We start from the raw sequence: 20,519 nt of genomic DNA, 5'->3' as shown, positions 1-20,519 counted from the left end.
GCGAGACCGCGGATCGCCGCAGTACGATCCACTTCTTCTTGATCGATCTCGATGGTTTCACGGCCGTCGATTGCAGATTCGGCCCTTTTCTCAGCAGTTCCGTTGGCACAAAGAGATAGGACGTTCTGATGGGTCGCGCCGATAACAAGGTGGTTCTGATCTCCGGCGGTGGTGGTGGCATCGGCGGAGAATCAGCGAGGCTCCTGGCCAAGGAAGGCGCCAGAGTAGCTATCGCCGATGTCCGGCTCGAGGACGCGAAGGCAGTCGCAGACCAGAACGGCAACAACGCTATAGCCCTCAACCTCGATGTAACTAGCGAGGAACAATGGGAGGCCGCAGTGTTACGCATCGAGGATGCCTTCGGCCCGATCAACGCCTTGGTGAACAGCGCGGGCATCGCATCGTACGGCCCGACGGAACATGTACCCCAGCAGGAGTTTCGCCGGCTCCTTGACGTCAACTTATTGGGCACCTTCCTTGGCTTTAAAGCAGCCTTGCCCTCCATGCGACGCGCAGGTGGCGGGTCGGTTGTAAACGTCTCCTCGTTGGCAGGCATGGTCGGCATGGCAGGGGCCGCCGGGTACACGGCGTCCAAGTGGGCCGTTCGCGGCTTCACCAAGGCGGTGGCCGCGGAATTCGGTCATGAAGGCATTCGAGTCAACTCAGTTCACCCTGGCGTGATCGACACACCTCTTGCTGCTGCCCAGAAGGCCATTATCGACCAGCTAATGCCGAATCTCCCACTGGGTCGCATTGGGAATCCCATAGAAGTGGCTCAATTGGTACTTCACCTCGTTTCCGACGAGTCGAGTTATTCAACTGGGACCGAGTTCACTGTCGACGGAGGCTGGAGCGCAACGTGAGCATGCAATTCGCCGCTACTCGACTGGAACCATGCGGCGGCGACTCAGTCGACGGTGGTCCGCGATGACGTCTTCCACGTGTCTCACGCCCCAAATGTTCGCCGGGAAAAGCGTTTTTGTGACCGGCGGCAGTAGCGGAATCAATTTGGCCATCGCCCGAAGTTTCGCCGAACATGGTGCTGCAGTCGCGATCTGTGCGCGGGATGCAGACAAGTTGCGTTCGGCTATCGCGGAACTGTCCCAAGCGGGTGACGGCCAAGCCCTTGGATTCGTCGCCGATGTCCGCAATGACGGCGCGGTCCGCGCGGCACTCGAAAGCGCCGCACATCAGCATGGTCCAGCAGACGTCGTCGTGTGCGGTGCAGCCGGAAACTTCATGGTGCGTGCAGAAGATCTGACGCCAAACGGGTTCCGTACCGTGGTCGACATTGACCTCATCGGCACGTTCAACGCGGCGAACGGAGCATTCGAACAGCTTCGAGCGACCCGCGGAAGTTTGCTCTTCGTCTCCGCTGGTCAGGCCTTCGTCCCATTTAGCCATCAAGCGCATGCCGGCGCCGCGAAGGCGGGTGTCGAGAATCTCATGCGCAATCTGGCGCTTGAGTGGGGGCGTTATGGGATTCGGTGCAACTCAATCGTGCCGGGGCCCATTGCCGGAACCGAGGGTGTCCGTCGTTTAGCGGCGGACGTCGGTGAGGAGGCGTGGGCGGACATGGTGCCGTTGGGCCGCTTTGGTACGACCGACGAGATCGCGAGCATGGCACTCGTCCTCTGCTCCCCCCTCGCCTCCTTCGTGACTGGGACGACTTTGGTGGCCGACGGAGGACTCGCATTGACCGGATCCGGCCGCTTCAATCAAGCGCTTGAGCGAGCGTGCTCGTGACAGGCCTAGCGGACGCGCCGATCGCCGTCCGACAACAAGGCGAGGTGCTTGCCATCGAGCTTCGGCGTCCTGACGCATTGAACGCCCTAACGGTGCAGCTGGGTAATGAATTGGTCGCGGCACTTGATCACGCTAATGACCCCGGCATCGATTGTGTGCTACTTACCGGAGCTGGGCGCGCTTTCAGCGCAGGAGCCGATCTTAAAGACCTCGAGGGGCCTAAACTCAATTCTGGAGCGCCCGACCTCGAAAGGGCATTGCGGGAATGTTTCAATCGACCTGTGCGGCAGATTAGGGACCTGCCTAAGCCGGTCGTCGCCGCCTTAAACGGTCCGGCAGTCGGAATTGCGGTGTCCTATGCGCTCGCTTGCGACGTGGTCCTCGCCGCGGAATCGAGCTACCTGCTGACGCCCTTCACCACTGTCGGGCTCGTTCCCGACGGCGGTGCCTCTTGCCTAGTGCCGGCTCGCGCTGGCTTCGGCAGATACAACCGCCTCATGTTCGGCGCCGAGCGACTTCCCGCACGGCTCGCGATGGACTGGGGCCTGGTTGATTCGGTACTTCCCGACGCGACGTTCCTCCAAGAAGCCCACGCCCTGTGCGACCGGCTCTCTCGCGGAGCAACCCAGGCGTACGCCTCGATCAAACGAACCGTAAACGAAGGTGTGTTGGCCGGGCTGGATGCCGCTCTGGAACTGGAAGCCCACCTACAAGGGTGTCGGGCGGAGTCTGCCGAGTTCGCGGCCGCAATCGCTCATTTCGCCGCGCGGCCACGCTGAGGTGCCGTCTCTCAGGTGGAGACGTTCTATAGACCAGCCCCGAACAGCTGGCGGCACCTGGTGGAAGGTTCACCCGCATTTCGTCACAGTGACGGTAGGTGGCCCACCTATGGCAGATTGCGCAAGTACGCCTTCCGCGAATCATGTGAGCTCCACCCCCAATAAACTCGCCGCTCGTTTCAGTATGTCCTTGGAGCGCTTAGGTTCTCGGTTTCCTGCTCAAGTTCTTTGATCCGCTAAGACTCCGCGATGCACACTACCGGCGCATACCCATGGTCGATGTCGGCCCCTCGCACCCAATAGCTCACCGACTCCACGCCCAGCGGGCGGTAGATATCGACCGGGACGACTGGATCGGACAGGGCGTTCCTGGCCCATTTGAGCGGCTGCGGGTTCAGGTTTGCCACGCGGTGGGCATATGGCTTCGTGCGGTGAACCTGGCGCGGTTTCTCGACCAACAAAACCTCACACTTGGGCCTGGTTGATGTGTCTCTGATCTTCGAGTGGGTCGGCGGCCAGGGTGTCGACGGTGAATCGTCGGGTGGCGGCGGCGCAAGCCTTGGTCGCGTACTTGGTGATCACCGGGAAGGGCACTGCCAATCCGGTACCGCCGCAGCGGCACGGGCGCGGGCAACCATCGCCCATCCCCTGTGTGCCCAAATGGCAAACACTGCATCAACGTCGCTGGCCGACAGCGACTACGGGGCCCTTGACACGTTACATCGTGCTAAGTCATCCTTAACTGACTTATTCCTGATGCGAGGCGCGTGCGTACGATCCGGCGGCTACGAGAGGTAAAGGTTTCATGCACTTGGGCGTCACTATTCCTATGAGCACTCAGCCGGTTTGGAAGTATCCCGAAATGGCTCGCGCAGCCGAGGATGCGGGCTTCGACACCGTATGGGACTTTGAACTTTACGAGAATCCATTGGTCGTTTTGGCAGCGGCCGCCATGTGCACGCAGCACATTCAATTGGGCACCGCGGTGGCGACTGCATTCAGTCGGACGCCGTTCGAGTTGGCCAACGCTGCGGCCGATGTCGACGATTTGTCCGGTGGCAGAATGGTTTTGGGCCTTGGAGCAGGCATACCCGGTCTGATGACAACCCTGCACGGCGCTCCGATCGATCGCCCGGTGAGCCGGATGCGGGAGTACGTCCAAGCGTTGAAATTGTGTTGGAACTACATGGCCGACGAATCGCCAGCGGCCTTCGACGGTGAGTTCTACCGATTCAATACTCCCCCTCTCAACCCTCTAGGCAGCCGGGGGTTGAAGCGTCGCATACCGCTGCTACTAGGCGGGATGAATCCGAGGATGATCCAATTGGCCGGCGAACTCGGCGACGGCCTCGTTGGTGGCGGATACTCGCGTAATTACGTTTCCGAAGTGGTGTTGCCGAACCTTGCCGAAGGCGCGGCACGCTCAGGCCGCGACGTCAAGGAACTCACTACGGCCACACAGGTCATCTGCTCGGTATCAACCGATCGCGATGAGGCAATCCGCCGGGCGCGGATCCACGTCGGTCAACTCGTCGCCAACCCGGTACAGGACGGCATCGTCGCGGCGCACGGTCTGCAAAAGGAAGTCCACGACGTGCGCCAGGCCCTCGCTCGGGGCGGGCCGGCCGCACTCGGCGATGTGACCGATGACAAGTTGGTTGAGACGTTCGCGATCGCCGGGTCGCCGGAAGAAGGCCGGGCGCAGCTGCAGCAGTGGGAAGGCCTTATCGGACATGTCATGTTGCACACGCCCTATGTCCCACCGCTGTCCTCAGACGAAACCGAAGACGCCTATCGCCAACTACTGGCAGCGTTCACGCGGTCGGCAGCGAACACATGACCCGCCCGATGCACCGCGGCATTGACCGTGAACTGAACCGGTCCGCGAGATCAACCGATCAGGTTCAGGCCAATGGACGACGTCGGACGGTTCCGGGTCTGGCCTTCGTTATCCACCAGAGAATCGCAAGAAGCGCTCCTGGATAACTGCTGGTATCCGTAGGCTTTGCCGTGCTGATGTGACGCTACCGCCAGTCCCAGTTGAAACCACAAATAGCGTTGATGGACAACGCACTTCGCATGCAAGCTGGGCACAACAGAGATTCGAGTGGGAAACGTCCAAAGCGAGCTAACGCTCAGGCGCGCTAACCAGATTCCCATCTTTATGGCGGATCCGCCATTTTCCCGTCACAAAGATCGGAATTCCGCCACCTTGGATGAGAACCTACAGTAGCTGCTGCTGCTGTTGTTGTTGTATGTCGAGATGCAACGAAGATTGACAAGACACGCCTGCCTACTTTGACAAAACTTCGGCGTGTCGCTAGAGCTTATCAATCTACGTTGCAAACGCGCAGGTAAACGCTGCCAGCTATTGGTCTGGAAGCGCTGGAGCGTTGCCGCGTACAACGGCCGTCTTTGGCGACGAGGGGCTGCTGACCATCGCCAACGATTACGCCGAGCCTGGTTGCCTTCCAGCAGCTTTATCACCTTGCGGCTATTGCTGAGGATGTGATCGCTGAGCGGCAGCGGGAAGCCGCGATGATGAAAGGAAACAGACGCGGCACTTCGCCGTTAGTTCGCGAGTAGGGATGGCCAGCGGGCTGTTTTCGCCACTGTCCAATGTCTATCTCCTTCGCGGTTTCGGCTCAGGGGTCATGTACAGCGTGATTGCCTCGCGAAGCCCGGCGAGGGCGTCATCGATATCGACGCGGGAGCCGAAACCGCGCTCGGCGTGTAGGCCCTGCAGCGCCGCAGGAAGCAACGCGCTGACTTGGCGGGCGTGGCGAGGGTCGACTGTGATTCCATCGAAGAATTCCCGAAACTGCTTGAGCCAGTTGTTTTCCAGCGCATCGAGCGCCTCGGCGGTACGGGGATAGTTCCGTTCGAGCTCGGCGCGGTCTTTGGCCAAGGCGGTGCGCAGATTCGCGACGGCCGCGTTGTACGGCGAGCCATAGGCATTCCAGAGCAGATCGATGATCTCGGCGACTCGCCTGTCGACTGATCCGGCAGAGGGCCGAGCCCAGATCTGCGGTCCTGCGGTGTCGAGAATGTGCAGGATCGTGGCGGCCCACAATCCGTCGGCGTCACCGAACTGGTACTGAACAGTTCCCCACGTGGCGTCTGCTTCTTTGGCGATCAATTTGACGCTGACCGCATCAGGCCCGCCCGTGGCCAGCAGCCGCAGCGCCACGTCGAGGACATGCTTACGCGACGACTCCCCGCGCCGGTTGGGACGCCGGCCAGCCCTGAGCTTGCTCTGAGGTGCAGTCATCGCCTCATCATAGGCGCCTTGTATTTTTCATCAAGACCTTTATTATACATCTGGAAGACTCAAGCTTCCGCAGCCTGATGCGCTTATTTTCAAGGTATCTGACTACGGATATCTAGCAAAAATAGCGACCCTAATCAAGGAGCCCTCAATGATCAGTTACAGAAGTTCCGATGCCTGTCGCCCTCAATGATGACCAGGCCACCCTGGCACAGACGGTCGCTGCTTTTGCCGAGCGCCACGGGTCACGGGAATTCACCCGCAAGGACAGGGACAAACACCAGGCCGGTGAGCGCCCGGACCACTGGCTGGAGTTGGCCAGCCTCGGGCTGCACGCGGTGCATCTGCCCGAGGAGGTGGGTGGTCAAGGCGGCTCGATCGAGGACCTCGCGGTCGTCGTCGGGGAAGCCAGCCGGGCCCTGCTCCCGGGCCCCCTTTTGCCGACGGTATGTGCCAGTGCGGTCGTGTCGAGCGCCGGCGTCGACGGCACCACTACCGACATCCTCAAGCGCCTCGCCGCCGGCGCTACGGCCACGCTGCTTGTCCCGCAGTCGTCCCTGACGGTCACTGAACGTGCGGGCCGGATGCGACTGGACGGCCGAAGCGTGGCGACACTGGGGGCCGCATCGGCCGAGCTGTTGGTCGCCGCGGCTCAGCCCGGTGCTCCTGACGCTGAGCCGCTGTGGTTCGTGGTGGATCGCCGAAGCCCCGGTATCGACGTCGACACCGTCGATGGTGTTGATCTGGGCCGCGATCTGGCAGTCGTACGGTTCGGTGACGTCGATGTCACCGACGCGGTTCGACTGAACGACATCGACTCCAGCCAGGCTGCTGACCTCATGGTGGCAATGATGGCCGTTGAGGCCGCCGGCATCATCGCGTGGTGCTCTGACGCGGCGACCGCATTCGTCAGATCACGCAACCAATTCGGGCGGCCCGTCGGTGCTTTTCAAGCCGTGCAGCATCGTGCGGCCCAGCTGCGTATCACCAGCGAGCTGTCAACCGCGTCAGCGTGGGACGGCATACGCGGGCTCGCTGACGCTCCCGAGCAGCGCAGGCACGCCGTGGCGGGCGCGGCGATCATGGCGCTGGGCCGAGTCGTGCACGCGACGGTGGAATGTCTTGCGCTACACGGGGCCATCGGCTTCACCTGGGAGCATGATGTGCACCTGTACTGGCGGCGAGCCATCACGCTGGCAGGGCTGGCCGGACCGGTGGAGTCATGGGAGACGCGCCTCGGCGAGGTCGCCGCCGACGGGCCGCGAGATTTCACCCTGACCCTGCCCGACGAGGAGTCAGAGTTCCAGAAGTTGGTGGCGGAGATCCTCGATCAGGCTGCCGCGCTGTCAAATCCGCACCCGTCGCCAATGGGGGACAACGACGCGGTGGCCACCGGTCCGCGCCGCACCCTGCTCGCGCAGCACGGTTTGGTGGCCCCATCCTGGCCGCGTCCCTGGGGGCTTGACGCCAGCCCGCTGCAGCAGCTGATCGTGCAGGAGGAGTTCGACCGCCGCGGCCTCGAGCAGCCGTCCATGGCCATCGGCCAGTGGGTATTGCCGGTGGTGCTCAAACACGGCACACCGGAGCAAATTCAGGCGTTGGCCGCCCCGACCCTGCGTGGGGAGCTGATCTGGTGTCAGCTGTTCAGTGAACCCGAGGCCGGCTCCGATGTCGCCTCGCTGAAATTGCGCGCCACCAAAACCGATGGCGGGTGGCTGCTAAGCGGTCAGAAAATCTGGACCACCCAAGCCCACCTGGCCGACTGGGGGTTATGCCTGGCGCGCACCGGAACCGAGGATTCCAAGCACCGCGGCCTGAGCATGTTCCTGATCGACATGACCAATCCACAGTTGGACGTGCGGCCGATCAAACAAGCCAACGGCCAGGCTGAGTTCAACGAAGTCTTCTTCAACGACGCTTTCGTACCCGACGCGATGCTGCTCGGAGAACCCGGCCAGGGCTGGGCGCTGACACTGGACACCCTTGCCCAGGAACGGTTGTTCATCGGCACCTACCGCGACACCGGCAACGAGCAACGCATCCGCCGCATCATCAACGACGAGCGCTACGCCGGGTCACGCGGCGATGCGTTGCGCACGCTGGGCCGCCTCAGCGCCCGCGGTGCCGCAATCGCGGCCATGAACCTGCGCGAAACCCTGCGGCGACTGCAAGGTCACAGCCCGGGTCCGGCTACCAGCATCGGCAAGGCGGCGGCCTCGATGCTGCATGTCGACGCCGCCGCGGCCGCGTTGAATCTCATCGGCCCGGCCAGCGCGCTCAGCGAAACACAATGTGAGCCAGTCTTTCACGAGCTCGACATTCCGACCTGGGTGATCGGCGGCGGCACCCTGGAAATCCAGCTCAACACGATCGCCACCTTCGTCCTAGACCTGCCACGACGCTGATGAGTTCACTCAACCCCAACATCGACATTGTCGCCGACGGGCTACACATGCCCGAATGTCCCCGCTGGCACAAGGAACGCCTGTGGTTCTCCGACATCCGCGGCGACACTGTCTACCGCATCGACGACGGTGGCCACGTCTCCCCCGTCCACCGGTTTCCCGACGGTGAGGAACCCGCCGGCCTGGGCTGGCTGCCCAACGGCGACCTGTTGGTCGCCGGCATGGCCAACCGCGTCATCTACCGGGTCGCTAACGGGCGCGCCACCGTGCATGCTGACGTGAAACCGCTTGCACCGCACCAGATCAACGACATGATTGTCAGCACAGCCGGCACCGCCTTCGTCACCCAGCTTGGCTTTGACCTCGACGCGCCCCAACCCAACCCGCAGCCCACCGTCGTGATCCGGGTGGACCCCGACGGCACCATTGGCACGGCGGCCGACGACCTGATCGTGCCCAATGGCATCGCCGTCGACGACAGCGAAACCACCCTCGTGATCGCCGAATCCGGGGCCGCGCGGCTGTCGCGGTTCGCCCTTCGCGGCGGTGTGCTGTCCGACCGCGCCCACGAGCCACTGCCGGCCACCGCGGCCGTCCCGTTCTGCGCGCCCGACGGGATCTGCCTCGACGAACAGGGCGGCCGCTGGGTCGCCGACTCCATCAACAAACGAGTATTTCGGGTTCGGGATGGTGCCATTACCGACGAGCACCTCTTCGATCAGTACGTGCTGGCCTGTGTGTTGGGCGGGTACGACCGCCGCAGCCTCTACGTCTGCGTCACCGACGCCTGGCACAAGTCCGACACCGCTGAGCAACCGACCGGCCGCATTCTGCGGATACCGGTCGACGTTCCCGGCGCCGGCCGCCCATGAGCGGCCCGTTGGCCGGTGTGCGCGTCGTCGAACTCGCAGGCATAGGACCTACACCGCATGCGGCAATGCTGTTGGCCGACTGGGGCGCTGACGTCATCCGGTTGGTCCGCCCCACGGCCGCGGGTTCGCCCGCCGACGCGTTCAACGACACCCAACTCCGCAACCGCACCCTGATCGCGGCCAACCTCAAAGACCCCGCTCAGGTCGCCGTGACGCTTGACCTGATCGAGCGCGCCGACGTGCTGATTGAGGGGTTCCGGCCCGGGGTGACCGAACGCCTTGGGCTGGGGCCCGCAGAATGTCTGGCGCGCAACCCCAAACTGATTTATGCCCGCATGACGGGCTGGGGTCAGCAGGGGCCTTGGGCGCGCTCTGCCGGCCACGACTTGAACTACCTCGCCGTAACCGGAGTCCTCTCGACCATCGGCACCGCCGAGGATCCCGTCGTACCATTAAATCTGCTCGGCGACTTTGGCGGTGGATCGATGTTCCTGGTGGCGGGCATATTGGCCGCGCTGCACGAACGATACACTTCTGGGCGGGGGCAGGTCATCGACGCCGCCATCGTCGACGGCATCAGCCAACTGGCCCACACCATTTGGTCGTTTCGACACCAGGGTATGTGGGACGAGCAGCGCAGCAGCAACATCGTCGACGGCGGCACTCCCTGGTATGCCGTGTATCGCTGCGCCGACGGCCGTCACGTCGCCGTCGCCGCTCTCGAAGACCCGTTCTATACCGCACTTCTCGACGGGCTCGGCCTGGATGCCGATCAGATACCTCACCGCGCCGACCGGGCGTCGTGGCCGAGGCTGCGGAGCGTTTTCGCCGATACTTTCGCTACCAAACCGCGCGACCACTGGGCCGAACGCTTCGACGGCTCCGATGCCTGCGTCACACCGGTGTTGACCCTCACCGAAGCGCTGGCCCATCCGCATCTTCAGGACCGTGGTGTACTGAAGCGCTACCACGACGCCGTCCAACCTGCGCCCGCGCCGCGTTTCGGCCGCTCGGGCTGTGCATCACACCGACCGCCGGGATCGGTGATCGGTGACCTCACCGACCAGCTCCAGGCGTGGTCCGTATGACACGCGACGTGCTGGTCGTCATTGGCGTGGGCGGTATGGGTCAAGCGATCGCCCGTCGCCTCGGACCTGGCAAAACCGTTGTTCTTGGGGATAACGATGCCGCGACGCTGCAACGTGCGGCCGCCTGCCTGACCGCAGAAGGACACCTCGTCGAACTGCGCAACGTCGATGTCACGTCGGCGGCTTCGGTACGGGATTTGGCTAGCACTGCAAGGGAACTCGGCGCAGTGTCCCAAGTCGCCCACACGGCGGGACTCTCGCCCGCCCAAGCACCCACCGCCGCCATCCTGGCCGTCGATCTCCTGGGCGTCGCCCACGTGCTCGACGAGTTTGCCACGGTGATCGCCCCCGGCGGCGCAGGCGTCGTCATCGCATCGATGGCCGGACATCTCTACCCGCCACTGCCTGCCGACCAACAACACGTGCTGGCACACACCCCGGCGGGCGAGTTGTTGTCGCTTCCGTTTCTCAGTCCTGAGCGGCTCACCGATCCGGGCTTGGCGTACGCAATCGCCAAACAGGCCAATCACCTTCGCGTAGTGGCCGCCCACTCCGAATGGGGTAGTCGGGGCGCGCGGATCAACTCGATCAGTCCCGGAATCATCTCGACGCCGATGGGACAACGGGAACTGAACTCCCCGCTGGGTGATGGGATGCGCGCAATGGTCGACTCGTCCTCCGCCAGTCGCTTGGGCACGCCCGACGACATCGCGGCGGCCGCCGCGTTCCTGCTCGGGCCAGAGTCGTCCTTCGTTACAGGAACCGACCTTCTGATCGATGGTGGCGTGACCGCAGCGTTGCGCTCGGCCGCGTCGTAGTGGCCCACTGTCGCTCTCTGCTGTCGCTGCTAGCCCGGGACCGGAATCGACTCGGGCACAGGACCGTTGGCGTGTCCGAGCTGCTACCAAAACCTGATGATTGGTCTAGAAGAACTGCAGCAACAACCATCCAAGCTGGCCCATGTTGGCCCCGGAAATGCTGGACGCCGAACTCACCACAGACACGCGGTGACTATCGAGGACCACCACGGGGTGCGACGACTCTCGCGGCCGCCTCGATGGCCGCTGCCCGACGCGCCGCGACGACGGCGGTGTCGTCGCTGAGGTCAGCCTGACGCGGCCAATGCGCCCAGGCCATGCCAATCCCGAACAGCATCACCAGCAACTCCATCGGTTCCCACCGCGCATCAACGTAACCGGCGGCCTGGGCCTCCTCGATTGCGCGCAGTTCGCGCCCGGGAATTTCGGGCCCGCTGGGCGGCGGCTCATCGAGTAGCAAGCCCTCCAGGCGGGCCCACGTCATCATGCGCAAATGCTCGGGGCGCCGGCGAGCGAGATCGAAGACGTCGCCGACGAACTCCGGAACCGCGTCGGGCCGCAGCGTCAGCGCTTGGAAGAACTCGGCTCCGTCGGCTGCCACCACCAGATGAAACAGCGCCTCTTTGTCGCCGAAATGGGCGTAAAGACGCTCCTTGCTGGCGTTGGCGGCCTTCGCGATCCGGTCGATCCGGGCGCCGGCCAAGCCGTACTGCGCGAACTCGGCACGAGCAGCGGCCAAAATCTCACCACGCAGCTCGGTTGCATTTCTCACAGCACAATCATAAACAAACGAACTAATTCGTTCGGTAGGGTGTGGGCAAAGCAGCGTCGTCGAACGTCAGGAGGCCCGCCAGCCATGACCATCCCCGTAAAGCCCGAACAGATCGTCAATCAGCCCGCGCGTGTGCAGACCTTGCGACGGGTTCTCGAGTCGGTCAATGACCGGGGTGCGCCCGCCGTCGATTTCTGCCGCCCGTATGTCGAGGGCACCGAAGAGTTGCCGCGTGACGGCCGATTCCTGTTGGTGGGCAACCACACCCAGGGTGGGATGGAGGTTTTCCTGATATCCCACTTCATCCGGCGAGCCATCGGAACCCGGGTGCGACCGCTGGCCGAACGTGGAATGGGCAATATGCGTGGCCCGTTCGGTGACTTAGCGGCCGCCTACGGTGCTGTCATCGGCTCACCAGAAAACGCTGGAGAACTGATGCGGCACAACGAAACCATCCTCGTCTTTCCCGGCGGCGGGCGTGAAATCGCCAAGTTCAAGGGCGAGGAGCACACCCTGAATTGGCAGGGACGAGCCGGGTTCGCCCGGGTGGCCATTGCCAACGATTACCCGATCGTGCCCGTGGGTCTGGTCGGCAGCGACGACATGTATCAGAGCTTCTGCTCCCGCGACAGCACATGGGGACGGCTCAGCCTGGCGCTGAGCGAAAAGATCACCGGGCGCAAAGACATGCCAATGCCGCTCATGCATGGGATTGGCCCTACCCTGATCCCCCTCCCACAACGGATGTATCTGCGCTTCGGCACGCCCATCGACACCACCACACCGGCCGGAGTGTCACACGATGACTGGGTCGCCAGCATCAAGCAGACCACTCAAACCTCGTTGGAAACCGCGCTCGCCGAGTTGCTCCAGATCCGCGCGAACGACCCCTACCGCACGCTGAACCCGTTGGCGCGGCGCCGCGCCACACACCCACTTCGCAACGGAGGCAACCGAACCCATGCCGTCGCCGATTGAGCGGCACCCATGCTTCCGCTGAACCATCTGCCCGATCTGCCAACCGGTCCCTGGCTGTATGTCGTACTGGCGGCGATCGTCGTCGCATCCGGTATTCCGGTACTCGGCTTGGTGATCGCGGCCGAACCGATCCTGATGACAGTGATCGTGCTCGCCGGCAGCGGCCGCTTGTCGATCGTGACGCTCCTGGCGGTCACGGTGGCCGGGTCGGTGTTGGGTGACGCGCTCAGCTACGGGCTCGGCCGGTACTTGGGCCCGAAGATCCTGCGCGCACGTATCTTTCGGCGCTCACGCCACCGCCTCGTCGGCGCACAACGCCGCGTCAAACGCCAAGGCACGATGAGTGCACTCTTCATTCAGCGCTGGATCCCCCCGACACGAGGATTGGTGCCCGCGGTATTAGGCGCCGCGGAAAAGCCTTTCGGCGAGGTCGTGATTTTTTCGGCCATAGCCGCTGCCGGATGGGGATCCGTCATCGTGTTCGGCAGCTATGTCGGCGGTCCGGCATTAATGCTCGCGATGCCCGCGCTGATTCTCCTCGTGCCCGCCGTCGACGCGGCCCGTCGCAGGCTGGCACCCCAGCCCACAGGATTTCCGCGCGCACTGCCAGGCGCCGCAAAGCCGTCCGCTCTCTTCTTTCCACTCGTAGCCGTCGCGATGGCCGGATTCGTCATGATGACGGGCAGCCATGTCGGCGGCCCCGCACTGATGCTCGCAATGCCGGCAATGCTGCTCATTGCGCCGGCCCTCCGCGCGGCACGCCGCCTGTTGAAACGAAGACGCGATCGACAAAGCCAGCCACACGGCGCCAAACCACCAGCGTCACACGGTCAGGGCTTGCTTGAGCACCGCGATTGTCTCGGCTTGCTCGCGCTGCGAAATCACCGCATGCTGGATGAGCACTGAGCCATGGAAAGTTCTAGGGAATAAATGCAATTCGACGTTGACTTGAGCTGCGACCAGTCCCAGGGCGTAAGCGATGCCTTCGTCACGAAGGGGGTCGAAATGCATGACCGAGACGTACGCGGGTGGTAGACCGGTCAGGTCCGTCGTCCGGGCTGGCGCGGCGTAGATCGAGACGTCGTCCGTGCCGGCACGGCCGGGGCCAAGGTAGCAGTCCCAGCTGACCACCGCCCTTGGGCGGTTCCAGAGCGGCGTGTCGATGTACTCCTTCATGCTCGTGCTGGTGAGCCGGTCATCGAGCTCGGGCACCGACAGGAACTGAAAGGCGATATGCGGCCCGCCGCGGTCACGGGCCAGCAGCGCTAGCGCTGCGCACAGCCCGCCGCCCGCGCTGGTGCCCTGGACGGCGATGCGTTGTGGGTCAATCGGCTAGCTCGTCAGCGTGCTCCGCCGTCCAGACAAGACCGGCATAAACATCCTCCAGCGGCCCGGGAAACGGTGTTTCGGGCGCAAGTCGATAGTCCACGGCGACCACGACGACGCCCAGTTCCTGGGCGAGCCTGACGTTGAGCGCATGTTCGGTCTCGAGATCACCGGCGATGAACCCGCCACCATGGACGCTGTAAACCGCGCCAGGGCCGCTGCGCTGGTCCGGCCAGTAGATACGCACGGGCACCGCGGGATCACCTTCGCAGCCGGGGATTTGACGGTCTTCGATCTGCAGGCCAGTGGTGTCCGGTTGCGACAACTGGGCAATCGCCTCTGACAAAAATGCGCGCATAGTCGCCGGATCGTCACCGTCGATCTCGGGAAGGAGCGGAACAACGGCGGCGATTTCAGGATCGAACGTGTAGGTCATAAAGCACTCCCGGGTCAGCTTAGCTTGACCAGCCTGAAAGGCAGTTCGATATCAAGGCACTTGTTTTGGCCGCAGGCGCTTTCGTTTAACCAGCGATGCATCAGAATATTCGTCGGACCCGAAGGCCCCCGGCGGCCAGCTAGATGGGGCGTCTCAAGTTCGTGTCATGTATGACATCCGTATGACATCTCAACTGAGAGTATGACACTCAATCTGGAACCTACACTCAGTGTAGGTTCTCATGCCTGATGTCATATCGCGCTCCCCCGGCATGCGGCGATGCCGGCCGTCTCACATCGTGTCATCTGCGTTTTGTCTCATATTTGGGTCATTTCTGCAGGGGCTGCATTCGGGTCGCGTCGGCGAGCTTTCGTCATCTATCGGCGCGACCGTCAGCATGTACTCCGTTGCCCACGTGACACCGACCAGTGGGGTGGGCACTTCGGCGCAAATCTGGTCGGATGTTACTTGCATTGCAGTACGGAAGTTGAACACGTTGTCCGAGAATAGGGTCAGCGCTCTTGCTGACGGGTAATCGACCGTATCCATGCTTGTTGTCCTCTTTGCCTTGTCTCAACTGGCGCTTACCCACCAGGGGCAGGAACCTGCGGTGATCACCGTCATTCGGGGCGATCTACGCCTGGCCGTCGACGCCGCGCGTTCAAGTACGACATCAGAACGTCTTCGGCGCGGTGATATTGCAGCGAGTCGACCCACAAGCGGTGAATCACTCGCCCTGTTCGTGACGCGCCGCCGGGGGCGGCGATGTAGCCGCCGACATCCGCCTCAGTCAGCAGGTGCAACACTGCTGCGATATCGCTTGGTTCGAGATCGGCCAATTCCGCCCATGCGCTGGCCCATACCCCGTTGTCGACGCCACCGGGCGGCAGCCAAAACATGATGTCACGGCCGGCTAGGTTCGGGATCCGACGTATCGGTGAACTCATGTAACTCTCCTAGTCCCGGCTAAGGCGACGAAATTTCACTCGATGCGGTCGAGCTCTTTCCGCGCCGAGCCTGGTGAGCTTGTTCTCTTCGTACGCGGCGAAGTTGCCTTCGAACCAATACCATTGCGCGGGAGCGGTTTCTGTGCCCTCCCAGGCGAGGATGTGGGTGGCAACGCGGTCGAGGAACCAGCGGTCGTGGGCGGTGATGAACACGCAGCCGGGAAATTCGGTGATCGCGTTCTCGAGGGATGACAGTGTTTCGGTGTCGAGGTCGTTCGTTGGCTCGTCGAGTAGCAAGGCGTTTCCGCCTTGCTTAAGAGTCAGTGCGAGGTTGAGTCGGTTGCGTTCGCCGCCCGAGAATAGACGGGCTGGTTTCTGCTGCTCTGGGCCCTTGAAGCCGAAAGCCGCGACATAGGCACGTGACGGCACTTCCACCGGCCCGATGTGGAGCACGTCGTCGCCGCCGGAGACAACTTCCCACGCGGTGCGGTTGGGGTCGACGTTCGCCCGATTCTGATCGACGTAGGCAATCCGCACGGTGTCGCCGATTCTGATGGTGCCCGCGTCGGGTTCCTCGTTGCCGGCCAGCATCTGGAACAGCGTGGTCTTGCCGACCCCGTTGGGGCCGATGACGCCGACGATTCCGTTGCGCGGCAGAGAGAAAGAGAGCTCGCGGAATAGGTCTCGATCGCCGAAGCTTTTGCTCACGTGGTCGGCCTCGATAACCAGACTTCCCAGCCGAGGGCCCGGCGGAATCCGGATCTCGTCGAAGTCGAGGTGGCGAGTTTTCGCCGCGTCTGCCGCCATCTGTTCGTAGCGGCGCAGCCGCGCACCGCCTTTCGCCTGCCGGGCCTTCGCCCCGGCGCGTACCCAATCGAGTTCGCATTGCAGCTGACGCAGCCGCTTGGCGTCCTTGCGCCCCTCTAGCTGCAACCGCGCGGCTTTGGTATCCAGGTAGGTGGTGTAGTTGCCCTGATATGGGTAGGCGCGGCCGCGGTCGAGTTCGAGGATCCATTGCGCGACGTTGTCCAAGAAGTAGCGGTCGTGGGTGACCGCGACGATTGTGCCGCGGTATCCGGCGAGATGTTGTTCAAGCCAAGCTATGCTTTCGGCGTCGAGATGGTTGGTGGGCTCGTCGAGCAGCAGCAGGTCTGGCCGCTGTAACAGTAGGCGGCACAACGCAATCCGGCGCCGTTCCCCGCCTGAGAGCTCGCGGACGTCGGTTTCGGCGGCTGGGCACCGAAGCGCGTCCATCGCCTGTTCGAGTCGGGCATCGAGATCCCAAGCATCGCGCTGGTCCAATTGCTCTTGCAGCGAACCCATTTCGCCCATGAGGTCGTCGCTGTCGTCCTCGGCGAGACGCGCAGAAATCTCGGTGTAACGGGCCAGCAGCTCCGCGGTGTGGGCCAGGCCGTCGCGCACATTTTCAAGCACAGTCTTGCTGTCGTCGAGAACTGGCTCCTGAGGCAACAGTCCCACGGTGACGTCCGGCGCCAGGTGCGCCTCGCCGTCCGATGGCCGCTCGCAGCCTCCCATCATCCGCAACAGGGCCGACTTCCCCGCGCCGTTGGGGCCGACGACGCCGATCTTGGCCCCGGGCAGGAACGACAGTGTGACGTCGTCAAAGATGACTTTTTCGCCACGCACAACCCGAGCGCGCTTTAGCTGATAGATCCACACCACGCCGACCGCCTCCCATGGATCGCTCTTCGTCCAGGGACCATCGGCGGGCCCAATCATGCGGGCCGCAATTGGTGGCGAGTCCCACCGCCAGCGCTCTTCCCAGGTTAGCTCGTCGATGCGGCCCCCTGCTAGCGCGGATTCGCCCCGATGGGAAGGTAGGGGTCAACCCGGACCCAGCCAGAGGCTGGGCGATCAGGACGGGCGTCGACGTTGGCGGCTAGAGGCTGGCGACGCTAGCATCGTGAAAGGCGATGAAGCTCGCCTCGACCGCCGCCCGGCTGATGGCTTCTACCCGTTGAACCGTGCACGGTAGAGGCAGGTGAGCGGCAAAATGGCCTCATTTAAGAGCATCCTGTTCATGCACCCGGATGCTGGCGCGGGCATCGATGATCTCACTGCGCCAGAGTGTTTCTCGGATCTGTATCTGGACCAGATTGTCAACGATGTCGTCCGGGGCAACGCTGACGAACATCTCGATCGCTACTTCTGCCTCCCGCTGCACGACAGTTCGGCTGTTATCTACCGCCATGACGTCTTCCGGGACGTGGAGCGTGACGACGTACGCGCGCCGATCGAAGCGTTCGTCCAGGGCATGCGTACCATGCGGCAACGGCTCGACCGGGCCGGGCGGCTCTGGCATCCATTGCAACGGCAGGGCTGGTTCGTGGATGCAGTCGAGGCATTTTGCGACGCGGTGGCCAGGCTGCGCGACGAATTAGAGGGCACCGCCCTGTCGTCGCAAGGTCTACGTGAGTTCGCCGATTATGTCGCGTCTTACGTGGATGGTGGTCGATTTCGGATGCTGGTCGCCGAAATCGGCGACATGCAAGCCGAATTGCGCAAGATCCGCTATGTGGTGCATATCGATGGGTTGAAGGTCCACGTCGATCGCTATGACGGCCAACCCGATTACAGCCTCGACATCGCCGCGACGTTCGAGCGGTTCGCCTCCGAAACGGTCAAGGATTATCACGTGCGGATGAAGGATTTCCCCGACATGAACCACGTGGAAGAGCAGGTCCTGCAGTGCGTTGCCAAGCTGTATCCCGAGCAGTTCAAGCAACTCGACGCATTCTGCACTCAGCATCGGACCTACTTGGATGCCACCATCGCACGATTCGACCGCGAGGTGAACTTCTACCTTTCCTACCTCGCATTCATTCGCCGCTTCACTGATGCCGGGTTGAGGTTCAGCTATCCAAGTATCACCGATGATCCGGGTTCGATATATGCCGAGGATGCCTTCGATCTCGCACTAGCGGCGAAGGCAGTAAAGAACGGTAACACTTTGGTGTGCAATGACTTTCGCCTCGAAGGATCCGAGCGGGTCTTTGTGATTACCGGACCCAATCAGGGCGGCAAGACCACATTGGCACGCACGATCGGCCAGCTGTCGTATCTGGCGACGCTCGGTTGCCCCGTGCCGGCCGGCGGGGCCGCACTGACGCTGCCCGACGATATCTACACGCACTTCGAGCGCGAGGAAACCCTGGACACGCTGCACGGCAAGCTCGACAACGAACTGGTGCGGATTCACGAAATCCTGTCACGGGCCACTCCCACGTCCATCATCGTGATGAACGAAAGCTTCGCGTCCACCACCGTGGATGACTCCCTGCAGATCTGCGCCGAAGTCCTCGAACGGATTATCGCGCTCGACTGCGTGGCGGTTTACGTCACCTTCCTCGACGAGCTCGCGAGCCTGCATCGAGCGTGCATCAGCATGGTCGCCGATGTGGCATACGACGATCCCACAAGGCGCACTTTCAAATTCACGCGACGGCCGGCCGACGGCCTCGCCCACGCGGCTGCACTGGCAGACAAATACGGTCTCGCGCGCGATGTGCTGGTGCGGAGGATTGGCCAATGAAGGTCCGATTGCTGCACCCCGAACGCGACATTGACTTGTCACCGCGGCTGCCCAACACGCTGACCTTTCTCACCGAGGATGATCTGGAGCTTCAGAGGCTCTACAAGGCCATGGGGGGCGGCGACTCTTTTCTGCTCGAGGTCGCCAAGAAGGTGGTCCCGCTCAGTGTGTCCGACCCCGACGTCATCGTCTATCGCCAGCACATACTTGCCGATTGCATGGCGAATCGCGATGTTGTCGAGCACATGTACGCGATCGCTGTCGAGGGTGACGAGGTGCGGCGCAAGGTGTACCTGGCCGGTTTGGTGTTCCGTGATCCCGGCCAAATCCTGAGCGGATCCGTGCGGCTGCTGGGACCGCTGGTGGATAACCTCAAAGAATTGCGCAGACTCTGCGACGAGCATGCAGACCGATTTCGTTCGGGCGGATTACGCCAGCTGACGACAATGATCGCCGATCACCTTACCGACGACTATTTGCAGCAACTCGTCGATCACCTCACCGAGCTGAACCTCCCACGGGGCACACTGCTTTCGGCAACACTGGGGCCGGGCAACAAGGGGCGCGATCACACGCTGCATGTGCCGCCGCGACGAGGCTGGTGGGACAAACTCACTGGAAACCAAACCGGCTATGGTTTCGAAATCGATCCACACGACGAGGCCGGCTCACGGGCGCTGGCCGATTTGGCCGGCAAGGCTCTCAACGACATTGCCAACACAGTCACCCAATCCGCCGACCACGTGCGAGGATTCTTCGGGCGGCTGCGCACCGAGCTGGCGTTCTACCTGGGGTGTGTGAACCTGCACGACAGGCTCACCAAAGCCGGTGTGCCGACCTGCTTCCCGGAGCCGACCCCCATCGGCACACGAACCTTCACATGCCGTGATCTCCGCGATGTTGGTCTCTGCCTGGCTACCGAAAAGCCCGTGTCCGGTAACGCCATTGACGCCGACGGCGCCTCCCTGATCGTGGTTACCGGTGCCAACGAGGGCGGCAAGTCGACGTTCCTGCGTAGCGTCGGCGCCGCGCAACTGATGATACAGGCGGGCATGTTCGTCACAGCGCGATCGATGCGCGCGAACGTCGTCAACGGCGTGTTCACCCACTTCAAACGCGAAGAAGACGACACCATGACGCACGGCAAATTCGATGAGGAGCTGGCCCGGATGAGCGCGATCGTCGACGTCGTCGGGCGGCAGTCGATGCTGCTGTGCAATGAGTCGTTTGCGTCCACCAATGAACGCGAGGGAGCCGAGATCGCCCGTGGGATCATTGACGCGATGCTCGAATGTGGCGTCAAGATGGTGTACGTGACCCACATGTATGATCTCGCGCACGGCCTGTACCGGCGCGAAGACACTGAGTATTTGTTCCTTCGCGCCGAGCGACGCCCCGATGGCGTGCGCACCTTCCGGATGACACCCGCCGAGCCCGAACCCACTAGCTACGGGGGCGACTCGTTCCGACGCGTGTTCGGTGCGTCAGCCGGCGCACAGTAAGAACCGCAACCAGGGTAAGCCAATTTGGT

20 protein-coding genes and 1 riboswitch are annotated in these 20,519 nt (G+C 62.8%); of the genes, 12 read left to right on the top strand and 8 right to left on the bottom strand.

Translation table 11 applies throughout. The features are described from left to right. Window positions 1-128: 128 nt before the first annotated feature. The 3 genes from ACIUM1_RS15070 to ACIUM1_RS15060 all read left to right on the top strand — a co-directional run bounded on the left by ACIUM1_RS15070 (window position 129) and on the right by ACIUM1_RS15060 (window position 2,525). Window positions 129-863, top strand: a complete 735-nt coding sequence (locus ACIUM1_RS15070; RefSeq protein WP_406813476.1) for a glucose 1-dehydrogenase — start codon at window positions 129-131, stop codon at window positions 861-863. Between the two features lie 64 nt (window positions 864-927). Next, window positions 928-1,746 (top strand): SDR family oxidoreductase, encoded by an 819-nt coding sequence (locus tag ACIUM1_RS15065; protein ID WP_085293051.1) that lies wholly within the window; start codon window positions 928-930, stop codon window positions 1,744-1,746. Continuing rightward, window positions 1,743-2,525 (top strand): enoyl-CoA hydratase/isomerase family protein, encoded by a 783-nt coding sequence (locus ACIUM1_RS15060; protein WP_406813475.1) that lies wholly within the window; start codon window positions 1,743-1,745, stop codon window positions 2,523-2,525. Before ACIUM1_RS15065 ends, ACIUM1_RS15060 begins: the two co-directional genes overlap by 4 nt. A 236-nt stretch (window positions 2,526-2,761) precedes the next feature. Here the strand turns inward: ACIUM1_RS15060 and ACIUM1_RS15055 are convergent, their stop codons facing one another. Further along, complete coding sequence (locus ACIUM1_RS15055; RefSeq protein WP_406813474.1) at window positions 2,762-2,932, bottom strand: hypothetical protein; 171 nt, start codon at window positions 2,930-2,932, stop codon at window positions 2,762-2,764. A 58-nt stretch (window positions 2,933-2,990) separates the two neighbouring features. Then, window positions 2,991-3,119 (bottom strand): hypothetical protein, encoded by a 129-nt coding sequence (locus tag ACIUM1_RS15050; RefSeq protein WP_406813473.1) that lies wholly within the window; start codon window positions 3,117-3,119, stop codon window positions 2,991-2,993. Between the two features lie 268 nt (window positions 3,120-3,387). On the opposite strand from ACIUM1_RS15050, the gene ACIUM1_RS15045 reads away from it, so the two are divergent. Then, window positions 3,388-4,365, top strand: a complete 978-nt coding sequence (locus tag ACIUM1_RS15045) for an LLM class flavin-dependent oxidoreductase (protein WP_406813472.1) — start codon at window positions 3,388-3,390, stop codon at window positions 4,363-4,365. Between the two features lie 783 nt (window positions 4,366-5,148). Here ACIUM1_RS15045 and ACIUM1_RS15040 read toward each other — a convergent pair. Next, a complete protein-coding gene (locus tag ACIUM1_RS15040; RefSeq protein WP_406813471.1) occupies window positions 5,149-5,715 on the bottom strand; it encodes a TetR/AcrR family transcriptional regulator in 567 nt (188 codons plus the stop codon). A gap of 251 nt (window positions 5,716-5,966) precedes the next feature. Between ACIUM1_RS15040 and ACIUM1_RS15035 the strand changes: the two genes are divergently transcribed. Genes ACIUM1_RS15035 through ACIUM1_RS15020 form a run of 4 tightly spaced genes read left to right on the top strand, consistent with a single transcriptional unit; the run spans window position 5,967 to window position 10,976 of the window. After that, a complete protein-coding gene (locus ACIUM1_RS15035) occupies window positions 5,967-8,198 on the top strand; it encodes an acyl-CoA dehydrogenase (RefSeq protein ID WP_406813470.1) in 2,232 nt (743 codons plus the stop codon). Continuing rightward, window positions 8,198-9,070, top strand: coding sequence for an SMP-30/gluconolactonase/LRE family protein (locus ACIUM1_RS15030; protein ID WP_406813469.1), 873 nt, complete (start codon window positions 8,198-8,200; stop codon window positions 9,068-9,070). Before ACIUM1_RS15035 ends, ACIUM1_RS15030 begins: the two co-directional genes overlap by 1 nt. Further along, window positions 9,067-10,158: a CaiB/BaiF CoA transferase family protein gene (locus tag ACIUM1_RS15025; protein ID WP_406813468.1), complete on the top strand. Its 1,092-nt coding sequence runs from the start codon at window positions 9,067-9,069 to the stop codon at window positions 10,156-10,158. Before ACIUM1_RS15030 ends, ACIUM1_RS15025 begins: the two co-directional genes overlap by 4 nt. Further along, on the top strand, window positions 10,155-10,976 hold the full coding sequence (locus ACIUM1_RS15020; RefSeq protein WP_406813467.1) for an SDR family oxidoreductase: 822 nt from the start codon (window positions 10,155-10,157) through the stop codon (window positions 10,974-10,976). The genes ACIUM1_RS15025 and ACIUM1_RS15020 overlap by 4 nt, the downstream gene beginning before the upstream one ends. Window positions 10,977-11,169: 193 nt before the next feature. Here ACIUM1_RS15020 and ACIUM1_RS15015 read toward each other — a convergent pair whose 3' ends face one another. Beyond that, on the bottom strand, window positions 11,170-11,748 hold the full coding sequence (locus ACIUM1_RS15015; RefSeq protein WP_406813466.1) for a TetR family transcriptional regulator: 579 nt from the start codon (window positions 11,746-11,748) through the stop codon (window positions 11,170-11,172). Window positions 11,749-11,832: 84 nt separating this feature from the next. Here ACIUM1_RS15015 and ACIUM1_RS15010 point away from each other — a divergent pair, with 84 nt between their 5' ends. Further along, window positions 11,833-12,726, top strand: coding sequence for a lysophospholipid acyltransferase family protein (locus tag ACIUM1_RS15010; RefSeq protein ID WP_065504054.1), 894 nt, complete (start codon window positions 11,833-11,835; stop codon window positions 12,724-12,726). 9 nt (window positions 12,727-12,735) lie between these two features. After that, on the top strand, window positions 12,736-13,632 hold the full coding sequence (locus ACIUM1_RS15005) for a DedA family protein (RefSeq protein ID WP_406813465.1): 897 nt from the start codon (window positions 12,736-12,738) through the stop codon (window positions 13,630-13,632). Here ACIUM1_RS15005 and ACIUM1_RS15000 read toward each other — a convergent pair. From ACIUM1_RS15000 to ettA, 4 genes are all read right to left on the bottom strand, one after another. Next, window positions 13,549-14,007 carry an alpha/beta hydrolase fold domain-containing protein gene (locus tag ACIUM1_RS15000; protein ID WP_406817684.1) on the bottom strand — a complete coding sequence of 153 codons (459 nt, stop codon included), beginning with the start codon at window positions 14,005-14,007 and terminating at the stop codon, window positions 13,549-13,551. The two genes, ACIUM1_RS15005 and ACIUM1_RS15000, sit on opposite strands and share 84 nt — an antisense overlap. A gap of 43 nt (window positions 14,008-14,050) precedes the next feature. After that, window positions 14,051-14,488, bottom strand: a complete 438-nt coding sequence (locus ACIUM1_RS14995; protein ID WP_406813464.1) for an alpha/beta hydrolase — start codon at window positions 14,486-14,488, stop codon at window positions 14,051-14,053. Between the two features lie 620 nt (window positions 14,489-15,108). Then, the gene (locus ACIUM1_RS14990) at window positions 15,109-15,435 is read right to left on the bottom strand and encodes a hypothetical protein (RefSeq protein ID WP_406813463.1); all 327 of its coding nucleotides are present in this window, start codon (window positions 15,433-15,435) and stop codon (window positions 15,109-15,111) included. A gap of 9 nt (window positions 15,436-15,444) precedes the next feature. Continuing rightward, entirely contained in the window at window positions 15,445-17,118 is a 1,674-nt protein-coding gene (gene ettA / locus ACIUM1_RS14985; protein WP_406813462.1) for an energy-dependent translational throttle protein EttA, read from the bottom strand. A gap of 238 nt (window positions 17,119-17,356) precedes the next feature. Beyond that, a riboswitch (Fluoride riboswitch) is annotated at window positions 17,357-17,416 on the top strand. A 21-nt stretch (window positions 17,417-17,437) separates the two neighbouring features. Here ettA and ACIUM1_RS14980 point away from each other — a divergent pair. Together ACIUM1_RS14980 and ACIUM1_RS14975 are read left to right on the top strand one after the other, a co-directional pair. Further along, window positions 17,438-18,988 (top strand): MutS-related protein, encoded by a 1,551-nt coding sequence (locus ACIUM1_RS14980; protein ID WP_406813461.1) that lies wholly within the window; start codon window positions 17,438-17,440, stop codon window positions 18,986-18,988. Between the two features lie 8 nt (window positions 18,989-18,996). Beyond that, complete coding sequence (locus tag ACIUM1_RS14975) at window positions 18,997-20,490, top strand: MutS-related protein (protein ID WP_406813460.1); 1,494 nt, start codon at window positions 18,997-18,999, stop codon at window positions 20,488-20,490. Window positions 20,491-20,519: the final 29 nt, after the last annotated feature.

The organism is Mycobacterium sp. M23085, assembly GCF_045343915.1.
In the GTDB taxonomy this organism is placed as follows: Bacteria; Actinomycetota; Actinomycetes; order Mycobacteriales; family Mycobacteriaceae; genus Mycobacterium.
This window is presented reverse-complemented; position numbering and strand designations above follow the sequence as displayed.

What these genes read in the sequence shown, in the direction of transcription:
- ACIUM1_RS15025 (WP_406813468.1), top strand. Translation starts at nt 9,067, where the DNA reads ATGAGCGGCCCGTTGGCCGGTGTGCGCGTCGTCGAACTCGCAGGCATA.
- ACIUM1_RS15065 (WP_085293051.1), top strand. Translation starts at nt 928, where the DNA reads ATGACGTCTTCCACGTGTCTCACGCCCCAAATGTTCGCCGGGAAAAGC.
- ACIUM1_RS15005 (WP_406813465.1), top strand. Translation starts at nt 12,736, where the DNA reads ATGCTTCCGCTGAACCATCTGCCCGATCTGCCAACCGGTCCCTGGCTG.
- ACIUM1_RS15030 (WP_406813469.1), top strand. Translation starts at nt 8,198, where the DNA reads ATGAGTTCACTCAACCCCAACATCGACATTGTCGCCGACGGGCTACAC.
- ACIUM1_RS15045 (WP_406813472.1), top strand. Translation starts at nt 3,388, where the DNA reads ATGGCTCGCGCAGCCGAGGATGCGGGCTTCGACACCGTATGGGACTTT.
- ACIUM1_RS15035 (WP_406813470.1), top strand. Translation starts at nt 5,967, where the DNA reads ATGCCTGTCGCCCTCAATGATGACCAGGCCACCCTGGCACAGACGGTC.
- ACIUM1_RS15070 (WP_406813476.1), top strand. Translation starts at nt 129, where the DNA reads ATGGGTCGCGCCGATAACAAGGTGGTTCTGATCTCCGGCGGTGGTGGT.
- ACIUM1_RS15010 (WP_065504054.1), top strand. Translation starts at nt 11,833, where the DNA reads ATGACCATCCCCGTAAAGCCCGAACAGATCGTCAATCAGCCCGCGCGT.
- ACIUM1_RS15020 (WP_406813467.1), top strand. Translation starts at nt 10,155, where the DNA reads ATGACACGCGACGTGCTGGTCGTCATTGGCGTGGGCGGTATGGGTCAA.
- ACIUM1_RS14995 (WP_406813464.1), bottom strand. Translation starts at nt 14,488, where the DNA reads ATGACCTACACGTTCGATCCTGAAATCGCCGCCGTTGTTCCGCTCCTT.
- ACIUM1_RS14990 (WP_406813463.1), bottom strand. Translation starts at nt 15,435, where the DNA reads ATGAGTTCACCGATACGTCGGATCCCGAACCTAGCCGGCCGTGACATC.